10 protein-coding genes and 1 pseudogene are annotated in these 9,669 nt (G+C 69.4%); 7 read left to right on the top strand and 4 right to left on the bottom strand.

The genetic code is table 11. The features are described 5' to 3' along the window. Positions 1-208: 208 nt before the first annotated feature. From rimM to DZF91_RS40985, 7 genes and pseudogenes are all read left to right on the top strand, one after another. Complete coding sequence (rimM, locus tag DZF91_RS06675) at positions 209-730, top strand: ribosome maturation factor RimM (protein WP_117356610.1); 522 nt, start codon at positions 209-211, stop codon at positions 728-730. 7 nt (positions 731-737) lie between these two features. After that, on the top strand, positions 738-1,523 hold the full coding sequence (gene trmD / locus DZF91_RS06670) for a tRNA (guanosine(37)-N1)-methyltransferase TrmD (protein WP_117356609.1): 786 nt from the start codon (positions 738-740) through the stop codon (positions 1,521-1,523). 133 nt (positions 1,524-1,656) lie between these two features. Beyond that, positions 1,657-2,010, top strand: coding sequence for a 50S ribosomal protein L19 (rplS, locus tag DZF91_RS06665; RefSeq protein ID WP_117356608.1), 354 nt, complete (start codon positions 1,657-1,659; stop codon positions 2,008-2,010). Positions 2,011-2,183: 173 nt separating this feature from the next. Continuing rightward, positions 2,184-3,125, top strand: coding sequence for a signal peptidase I (lepB, locus tag DZF91_RS06660; protein WP_117356607.1), 942 nt, complete (start codon positions 2,184-2,186; stop codon positions 3,123-3,125). A gap of 475 nt (positions 3,126-3,600) precedes the next feature. Beyond that, complete coding sequence (locus tag DZF91_RS06655; RefSeq protein WP_117356606.1) at positions 3,601-4,323, top strand: ribonuclease HII; 723 nt, start codon at positions 3,601-3,603, stop codon at positions 4,321-4,323. Beyond that, positions 4,320-4,634 carry a DUF2469 domain-containing protein gene (locus tag DZF91_RS06650; protein ID WP_026414626.1) on the top strand — a complete coding sequence of 105 codons (315 nt, stop codon included), beginning with the start codon at positions 4,320-4,322 and terminating at the stop codon, positions 4,632-4,634. The genes DZF91_RS06655 and DZF91_RS06650 overlap by 4 nt, the downstream gene beginning before the upstream one ends. A gap of 475 nt (positions 4,635-5,109) precedes the next feature. Further along, positions 5,110-5,238 (top strand): annotated as a pseudogene (locus DZF91_RS40985) (IS5/IS1182 family transposase); the annotation flags it as partial. A gap of 7 nt (positions 5,239-5,245) precedes the next feature. On the opposite strand, the gene DZF91_RS06640 reads toward DZF91_RS40985, so the two are convergent. The 4 genes from DZF91_RS06640 to DZF91_RS06625 form a co-directional block, all read right to left on the bottom strand. After that, positions 5,246-5,677, bottom strand: coding sequence for a DUF5959 family protein (locus DZF91_RS06640; protein ID WP_117356605.1), 432 nt, complete (start codon positions 5,675-5,677; stop codon positions 5,246-5,248). Between the two features lie 271 nt (positions 5,678-5,948). Next, on the bottom strand, positions 5,949-7,109 hold the full coding sequence (dprA, locus tag DZF91_RS06635; RefSeq protein WP_117356604.1) for a DNA-processing protein DprA: 1,161 nt from the start codon (positions 7,107-7,109) through the stop codon (positions 5,949-5,951). Positions 7,110-7,519: 410 nt separating this feature from the next. Then, complete coding sequence (locus DZF91_RS06630; RefSeq protein ID WP_117356603.1) at positions 7,520-9,076, bottom strand: YifB family Mg chelatase-like AAA ATPase; 1,557 nt, start codon at positions 9,074-9,076, stop codon at positions 7,520-7,522. Further along, positions 9,077-9,430 (bottom strand): YraN family protein, encoded by a 354-nt coding sequence (locus tag DZF91_RS06625; RefSeq protein ID WP_117356602.1) that lies wholly within the window; start codon positions 9,428-9,430, stop codon positions 9,077-9,079. It abuts the gene before it with no gap. Positions 9,431-9,669 lie beyond the last annotated feature (239 nt).

The raw sequence follows: 9,669 nt of genomic DNA, 5'->3' as shown, positions 1-9,669 counted from the left end.
CGATCCGAGCCGCCGCGTCGCCAGCCGACGCGGCGGCTCGGACCGTTTTCCCCCGAACCACCCCCGGAATCGGGGAGGACGACCGCGCAGAACCGCGGTCGTCCCGCAAGGGAACCGGCCGGCAGGCCGGGCCCCGGGCGCGCCGACGGCCACGACCGCGGCGCGGCCCCTCGTCTTCGTCGATCATTTCGCTGGAAGGGAACGGCTCGTGGCCGAACGGATCGTTATCGGACGGATCGGGCGTCCGCACGGCGTCCGCGGCGACAGCACCGTGGACGTGCGGACCGACGATCCGGAGCTGCGGTTCGCGCCGGGCACCGAGATCGCCACCGACCCGGAGGACGCGGGTCCGCTGACCGTCGAGTACGCCCGCTGGCACTCCGGCCGGCTGCTCGTCCGGTTCGCGGAGGTCGCCGACCGGAACGACGCGGAGGCCCTGCGCGGCACCTGGCTGGTCGTCGACGCCGACGACATCCCCGAGTCCGACGACCCGGACGACTTCCACGACGCGCAGCTGGTCGGCCTCGCCGTCCGCACCGTGGACGGAACGGAGGTGGGCGAGGTCACCGAGGTCCGCCACCACGGGCAGGACCTGCTGGTCGTCCGCCGCGCGGGCAGCGGGCGCGGGGAGCTGCTGGTGCCGTTCGTCGCGGCGATCGTCCCCGAGGTCGACGTCGCGGGCGGCCGGCTCGTCATCGACCCGCCCGCCGGACTGCTGGACGAGGACTGACCCCCCGATGCGACTCGACATCATCAGCATCTTCCCCGAGTACTTCGCCCCCCTGGACGTCTCGCTGATCGGCAAGGCCCGCCGCACCGGCCTGCTCGACGTCCACGTCCACGACCTGCGGTCCTGGACCCATGACCGGCACCGCACCGTGGACGACACGCCGTACGGCGGCGGCCCCGGCATGGTCATGAAGCCCGAGCCGTGGGGCGAGGCCCTGGACGCCGTCGCCCCGCCGGACGGCCCGGCGCCGCGGCTCGTGGTGCCGACGCCGTCCGGACGGCCGTTCACCCAGGCCATGGCCGCCGAGATGGCCGCCGAGGAGCACCTCCTGTTCGCCTGCGGCCGGTACGAGGGCATCGACTCGCGGGTCGTCGCCGAGGCCGCCACCCGCATGCCGGTGTCCGAGGTCAGCCTCGGCGACTTCGTGCTCGCGGGCGGCGAGGTCGCCGTCCTGGTCATGGTCGAGGCGATCGGACGGCTCATCCCCGGCGTCCTCGGCAACGCCGAGTCCGTCACCGACGACTCGTTCGCGCCCGGCGCCATGGAATCCCTCCTGGAGGGGCCCGTCTACACCAAGCCGCCGGTCTGGCGGGACCGGGCCGTCCCGGAGATCCTGCTGTCGGGGAACCACGGCGCGATCGCCCGCTGGCGGCGCGACCAGGCGCTGCGCCGGACCGCCCAGCACCGCCCCGAACTGCTCGGACGCCTCGACCCCGAGAAGCTTGACAAGCATGATCGGAAGGTCCTCGCCGACGCCGGTTTTCCGGAGCACGGCGAAGATATGGCAAACTAGAGCGTCGCCGTGTGCTCGTGACGCGCGGCGCGACGACTTCAAGCAAGATCCATTTCGCGCGGAGCGACGCCCCCACGCAGTCCCACCGGGGCCTCTCGACGTCCGCGTTCTACACGACTGAGGAACCGCTGCCATGCACGCACTGATCCAGGAGATCGAGAAGGCCGCTCTGCGGAGCGACATCCCGGACTTCCGTCCCGGCGACACGGTGCGCGTGCACGCGCGCATCACCGAGGGCAAGGTCACCCGTGTCCAGGTCTTCGAGGGCGTGGTGATCCGGCGTCAGGGCGGCGGCTCCCGCGAGACCTTCACCGTCCGCAAGATCAGCAAGGGCGGCTACGGCGTCGAGCGCACCTGGCCGATCAACAGCCCGCACATCGAGAAGCTCGAGGTCGCGATCCGCGGTGACGTCCGCCGCGCCAAGCTGTACTACCTGCGCAACCTGCGTGGCAAGGCGGCCCGCATCAAGGAGAAGCGCGACTTCTGATCGCCCTCCGCGCGTCCGCTCGGCCCCGCCGACGCGTCCGGTGCCCCGGGATCCTCGGATCCCGGGGCACCGTCCGTTTTGGGGGAAAGTGCACGTCCGCGGGGGTCGGCGCGCCGGAACGACACGGCCGTGGACGAGATTCGGCGCCCTCCCGCCGCTAGTCTGGCGCTCTGATGAGTTACGAGGACGATCGGAGAGACGTGCGATCCGAAGCCGAGGGCGCGGTGCCCGAAGAGAAGCAGACCGTGACCTCCGACGCGGAGTCGTCAGCCTCCGAACCCGGATCGCCCGCCCCGGCCGCCGAGCCGGAGGAGGAGCCGGACGGCAAGCGCAAGAAGAAGCAGGGCTCGTTCCTGAAGGAGCTGCCCGTCCTGATCGGCGTCGCCCTCGTCCTCGCCCTGGTGATCAAGGCGTTCGTCGTGCAGGCGTTCTACATCCCGTCCGGCTCGATGGAGAACACCCTGCAGATCGGCGACCGCGTCCTGGTCAACAAGATCGTCTACCACACGCGGGACATCGCGCGCGGTGACGTCGTGGTCTTCAACGGCCTCGACTCCTGGGACCCGGAGGTCCGGGTCAGCAAGCCGGGCAACCCCGTCAGCAAGGTCGTGCGCGCCATCGGGAGCGCCTTCGGCGTCGCCCCGAACGAGAAGGACTACATCAAGCGGGTCATCGGCATCCCCGGCGACCACGTGAAGTGTTGCGACGCCCAGGGCCGCGTCACGGTCAACGGCGTCCCGCTGGACGAGAAGTCCTACCTCTACACCGACGCGTCCAGCCACGTGCAGAACAAGCCGTCCATCGACCCCTTCGACGCGACCGTCGGCCCCGGCCAGCTCTGGGTCATGGGCGACCACCGCGAGGCGTCGTCCGACTCCCGCTGGCACCGCGGCGACCGCGGCGGAGGCACGATCCCCGTCGACCACGTCATCGGCCGCGCCTTCGTCATCGTCTGGCCGCTGAACCGCATCGACACCCTCCCGATCCCGGGCACCTTCAAGCAGCCGACCCTGAAGACCGCTGCCGCCCTGGCCCCCGCGACACCCCTGGCCCTGGGCTTCCTGGGCGCCGTCCCCATCACCTACCTGACCCGCCGCCTACGAACCCGCCGCTGACCAATGTGCGGAGGCCATAGCTGTTTCCGCGACTCTGTGGGCGGCGGGGCCGCCACAGGCGTCCCGCCGTGAGCCGACGCCTCACTCGCAACGTGTTCGTGCGTAGTTGCTGTCGGCGGGCGTGGGAGAGGGCCGGGAGGAATCGCTGTGCGAGGCGATAGCTGTTTCCGCGACTCTGTGGGCGGCGGGGCCCTCAGAAGCGTCCCGTAGGGAGGCGACGCCGCACTGGCAATGTTGTTCGTGTCAGTGCGGCCGTAGCGGCTGCTGGCGGGCGGGGCGATCGGGAAGCCAGAAGTCGCCGCCCGCACGAAGACCCGCCCCGCATTGGGGGATTGAACGTTCCCGAGGTTATGCAGTGGGCTGAATCGGCGTTGAAGCAGACGTGAACTGCGGGTTCCGCTACCTCCTGTGCCCGTGGGGCCGCTGAAGCGCCAAAAGAGGTCTTTCCGGGTGTCCGGGGACGTACGCTGCGACTATGAAGGGTCGTCCACTCCGGTATACGCCCAGGCGTGACGCTGGGCTGTACGGCTTCGAACGTGCCCTCGGACACGCCGGATTCACCCCCGTGGCCGGGGTGGACGAGGCCGGCCGCGGAGCCTGTGCCGGTCCCCTGGTGATCGGTGCGGCGATCCTCGCGGACGGCAAGCGTGGCCGCATCGAAGGTCTGAGCGACTCCAAGCTGCTGACCCCCGCCCGCCGCGAGGCGCTCTACGACGAGATCATCGAGCGCGCCGCCGCCTGGAGCGTGATCATCGTTCCCCGTGAGGAGGTGGACCGCTTCGGCGTCCACCGCTGCAACATCACCGGGATGCGCCGTGCCGTGGCCGCGCTCGACCGGCGGCCCGCCTACGTCCTGAGCGACGGCTTCTCGGTCCCCGGCCTGGTGGCGCCCAGCCTCGGCGTGATCAAGGGCGACCAGGTCGTGGCCTGCATCGCCGCCGCCTCGATCGTGGCGAAGGTCACCCGGGACCGGATCATGATCGACCTGCACGAGCGATTCCCCCAGTACGGCTTCGACGTGCACAAGGGATACGCCACCAAGGCCCACACGGCGGCGCTCCTCGAACACGGCCCCTGTGCCGAACACCGCCTCTCCTTCGTCAACGTGGGCCGGGTGGTGCGTAACAATGGGATCGTGGTCATGGGGGAGCCAGCCGGGGAGGACCACGAGGCCCGGACGGAAGGGACACGGGTGTGAGCGCCGAGGATCTCGAGAAGTACGAAACCGAGATGGAGCTTCAGCTCTATCGCGAGTACCGCGACGTCGTCGGCCTGTTCAGCTACGTCGTGGAGACCGAGCGCCGCTTCTACCTGACCAACTCGGTCGATCTCCAGGTCCGCGGCGCGGACAACGGCGAGGTCTACTTCGAGGTCACCATGCAGGACGCCTGGGTCTGGGACATGTACCGCCCGGCCAGGTTCGTCAAGAACGTCCGCGTGGTCACCTTCAAGGACGTCAACGTCGAAGAACTAGCGAAGAGCGACTTCGAACTACCTGCCGACCAGTAACCACGCTGATCCCCGAGCGAAGGCCCCGCAGGACAGCCACCGAATATCCAGTCCAAGGTGGCCATCCAGCCCTCGCCAAACCTGCCCCCGCGCTTCAAGGACCTCCAGCCCCTGAGCGTTCCCACCAAGTCCAGCTCACGCCTCCACCGGACGCGACGGCTGGCCACCATCTCAACTGGTCGTACACCTTGGGGTCCGTCGGCCTTCCTGATCAGGCGTGTGCAAGCGACACAGCCTCCCCGCCCCCGGTGCCTAGAGGGGCGCCGGCCCCGTGGACGGCCCCTTCAGGCCCGGTTCACGCCTCCGCCGGACGTGAGGCTCGGCCACCATCTCGACTGCTCGTACACCTCGGGCCCGCCCGCCTCCCTGATCAGGTGTGCACGCGGCACAGCATCCCCTCCCCCCACTCCCAAGGCCCCAGCCGCGGTGTCCATCGGTGGGGAGTCGAGTGCGCGTTCGCGCTTCCGCACCACTTCGGTGGGGAGTCGAGTGCGCGTTCGCGCTTCCGCACCACTTCCGGCGCCTGCGGATCCGCTGGGAGAGCCGCGACAACATCCACGAGGCCCTGCTCAGTCTCGGATGCTCTCTGATCTGCTGGCGCAGCGCTGGGCTCACTCCGGTGACAGGTGCCCGTCCCAGGCGTCGAGGACGGCGGGCAGCAGGCCCCGATGGGTTGCGATCCAGTTGAACGGCAAGTCGATGGGCACCCGCACGGTCGTCATCGAGACGAGAGCGTCTTCAGTGACAACCTCAGGGCAGTCGCGCTCCCCGTTCAAGTGGATGTAGACGGCCGGCCCGCGCTGGACGTGCAGCCAGGCAATGTCCTCACCGGTCTCCAGGCGGTCCAGTGCCTCGGCCCACGAGGTGAGCCGAAATCGCCACAACGGGAAGGCCACGCGGCCTGCCACGAACGGCGCGTCGACGACAATCTCCGCGGCCAGCCCACGGGCCACACCCTGCAAGGGGCCGAGCACGGTGATGCACACACTGTTGCCTTCGTCATCGCACAGCAGGGCCAGATCCAACTGCTCAACCGTCACCATGCCGCCTCCGCCGAACTTGAGGCGATCTTGACTCACCTCCGCCTCAGTCGGCCCACGACTTCCGACCGGAGCACGCCATTTCGTTAGAAGTTCTAAGTGAATCCTGGCGAGAGTGGTGACCGTAGTGCTGCGTATGTGGTCATTTGCCTTGCGGCCCCTGAGGAGCACGGGTGAGGCATGCACGGTGAGGGCATGACAGAGCCTTCGGGGGAGGGAACCTCTGCTGGAAGAGCCTCTGTGGGCGTGGGGCCTGAAAATGATCTTGTCGAGGTCATGGGGCCTTGGCTTTCTGCGTCAGGCGCCAGCCGCCCGGGGCTCGTTCTACGAAGCCGCCTGCGGAGAGGAGGCCCAGCTTCGCGTTGGCCGTGGGGAGGTCTATGCCCGCCTTCGCTGCGAGCTGTGCCGGACCGGCGGCCGCGCGGGAGGGAAGGGCTTCCAGGACGGTGCGCGCCACCGGATCCAGGAGGTCGCGCGACAACACGGGGCTGGCGGGAACCGGGGCCAGGTCGGTGCCGAACTCACCCACAGCCTCGATCACTTCCTCGCTTCGGGTGACGAGGAGGGCAGGCGGCGGATCCCGGAGCAGGGCGTGGCAACCGACGGAGGTCGCCGAGGTGACAGGACCTGGAACCGCCATCACCACGCGGCCCAGCTTCCGAGCCCAGTGCGCGGTGCTGAGCGCTCCACTGCGCCGGCCCGCCTCGACGACGACGGTGCCCCTGGCGAGGGCGGCGATGACGCGGTTGCGGACGAGGAAACGCTGCCGTCGTGGTGACGTGCCCGGCGGTGACTCGCTGACGAGCAGTTCACGCCGGGCGATCTCAGCGAACATGCCATCGTTGCTGGCCGGATAGGGAACGTCCACTCCGTTGGCCAGGACCGCGACGGTCGGACCATCGGCGGCCAAAGAGCCTCGGTGAGCCGCCGCGTCGATGCCCATGGCCCCGCCGGAGACGACCGTCCAGCCACACTCGCCCAGCTCGGACGCCATCTCCGACGCGAGGCGCATCCCGTAGGAGGACGCCGCCCGTGCGCCGACGAGAGCGACAGAGCGTAGACAACCGAACCGCAGATCGCTCGGGCCGCGGAGCCACAGGGCATACGGTCGCCGCGCGCCGAGATCGTCCAGAGTGGTCGGCCACTCGGGATCGCCCGGACAGACCAGCCTGACACCGAGCCGTTCTGCCACCAGCAGGTCGCTCGCAGGCTCCGCGGCGGACAGACGAATCCGCCAGTGAGCCAGGCGTTCGGTCATCCGGGCCACGAGCGAATCGTCCGCGATTCCAGCGGCCGTCTCGTCCGGTAGTCGGCCACGGCGAATGGCGGTGAGAGTCTCGGGTGCTCCCAGACGGTCGATGAGCTCGTTGAGCAGAGGCTCACCCGGCTCGGCAAGTGCGGTGAGCGTCGCACGAGCGATCCGATCCTCGGTCATTGTTGCCTCCTCGGTTTGGGAATGGGGCGCCCGGCGGTGGGCGCAGTGTGGGACGGCGTGCTCGCCCCTCTGTTGGCCAGCTATGCAGGGGCGGATGGCGGGGGCGTCGTGACTTCTCATCGCGTGAGCGGACGTGAACGCCCTATCGCCATACGGAACGGGGTTGTGGATTGTGGGTTTGTGGGCTGTTGGGGGAGGGCGGGCTGATCGGTGCATGAGTTGCGGGGGCTCTCGGGAGAGGCATCTGCCTCCTAGGCAGACGCTCTTTCGGCACCCGCGAGGCGGCGGCTGCTTCGGCGCCCGCGAGGCGGGGCTGTTTCGGTGCCCGCTGCGTTGGGGGGTGCTTTGGCGGGAGGGGATGGGGCGCCGGGGAGTTGGTGTCGGGGTGAACAGACCCCGGAATGCGGGAGTCATGTCCAACGGCCGTTCCAGAGGGCTAGTGCGCCGCCGATGTCGTCGTCGCCCGGCTCGTCGCGGTCTGCGAGGTCGGCGATGGTCCAGGCGACACGGAGCACGCGATCCAGGCCGCGGGCGCTGAGGGTTCCCTTCTGGAGTGCTTCGTCGGCGGCGCCCATCGCCTCCCGGGAAGGGGTGAAGTGTCGGCGCAGTTCCGGTCCCGGGATCTCCGAGTTGGTTCGCCAGGGAGTCCCGGACAATCGCTTCACGGCGCGTTCTCTCGCGTTCAGGACGCGGGCGGCCACGACTTCGCTGGTCTCGGCGAACTCCAGGTCGTAGCGTAGTTCGGCGCGCGTCGCCGGGGTCAGTTCGAGCTTCAGGTCGACGCGGTCGAGCAGAGGACCCGAGACACGGGAGATGTACTTGCGGCGCACGCCCGGCGGACATGAACAGTCCATCTGCTTGGCAGCGGCGCAGGGACACGGATTCGCTGCCAGGACGAGGGTGAACCGGGCCGGGAAGCGTGCCGTCCCCTCGACCCTGGACAGCCTCACCTCTCCTTCCTCCAGAGGTTGGCGAAGCGCGTCCAGGACTCCACCGTGGAACTCGGGAGCTTCATCCAGGAACAACGTCCCCCTGTGCGCCAGAGACACGGCTCCGGGTTGCAGGACGCGACCCGAACCGCCGCCGACGATCGCCGCCCTGGTCGCGGTGTGGTGGGGCGCGTGGAACGGCGGATGGGTGATCATCGGCTGGTCGGGCGGCAGAGTGCCCGCCACCGAGTGGATCGCCGTGACCTCAAGGGCCGCCTCCGGTTCCAGCGGCGGCATCAGGGTGGGGAGCCGTTCCGCCAGCATCGTCTTCCCGCAGCCCGGCGGCCCCGAGAAGAAGAGATGGTGTCCGCCGGCCGCACTGATCTCCAGAGCCCGGCGGGCCTCCGCCTGACCTCGGACGTCCGCCAGGTCGAGGTCGCTACGGCGGTCGGGGCAGCGTGGAGTCAGACCGTCCACGCCGTAATGGGGCGCGGGTTCGGAGCAGTCCTCCTCGACGGGCGGCGGTTCGTCGCGGAACAGGCAGAGCAACTCGCGCAGGCTGGCCACCGGCACGACCTCGACGTCCGGCACGAGGCGAGCCTCGGCCGCGTTCGCCCGGGGAACGACCACGGTCTGGCAGCCCGCGTTGGCCGAGGCGAGGACCGCGGGCAGAACACCTGGGATGGCCCTGACCCGGCCGTCCAATCCGAGCTCTCCGACCAGCGTCAACCCGGCGCAGGATGCCGGAGAGAACGCCTCGGCAGCGGCGAGGAGCGCCACAGCGATGGCGAGGTCGAAGGTCGAGCCCTTCTTCGGCAGGCTCGCCGGGAAGAGAGAGACGGTGACGTGTCTGTTGGGCCAGTCTTCGCCCGAGTTGTAGATGGCGGCGCGGACGCGGTCGCGGGCTTCGTTGAGTGCCGCATCGGGGAGCCCCACGAGGTGGAGTCCGGGGACCCCGCTGGTGATGGCGGCTTCGATGTCCACGACGAAGCCGTCCACTCCGACGAGTGAGACTGATCGGGTCTTGGCGAGCGTCATTCAGCACACCCCCCGCAGGTGCTCCAGAGCGAAGCCCTCGCCGTGGCAGACGAGCGCCAGGACGTCCACGCGGATGTGCGCGCCCGGCACCCGGTTGGAGGCGGCCCAGCGCAGCGCAAGCTTCCGTAACCGCGCGGCCTTGCGTTCCGTGATCGCTTCGAGCGGATCACCGAACGCCTTCGACCGGCGGGTCTTCACCTCGCAGGCCACATGGAACCGGCCGTCGTAGGCGACGATGTCGAGTTCGCCTTCTGAGCACCGCCAGTTCCGGTCGAGCACGTTCCATCCGAGGCGCTTCAGGTACGCGGCCGCCGCGTCCTCGCCTCGCTGTCCGAGCATCTGGTTGCCGTTCATCGGCCTCACCTCCGGCTTTCGAAGATGCCGCCCGGAAACAGCCGGTGTTGGCCGAATCACGTTCTGTGGATAACTCGGCTGTTCTCGTTCGTGGTGCGGCGCGACCGTCTCAGTGGACGGGCCGACCAGCCGCCTGTGGACGTGCGAGGTGGGGGCGAGCGTCTGCGGTCTTGCCGTGGGACCGGGGCGCTGCTTCCAGGAACCGTCTACTGGTCTTCGGAGCGCGCCTCAGTGCGCTG

Origin of the sequence: Actinomadura logoneensis, assembly GCF_003428695.1 — a bacterium.
GTDB lineage: Bacteria > Actinomycetota > Actinomycetes > Streptosporangiales > Streptosporangiaceae > Spirillospora > Spirillospora logoneensis.
Note: the sequence above shows the minus strand (reverse complement) of the source record. Positions and strands in the feature narration are given on the sequence as shown.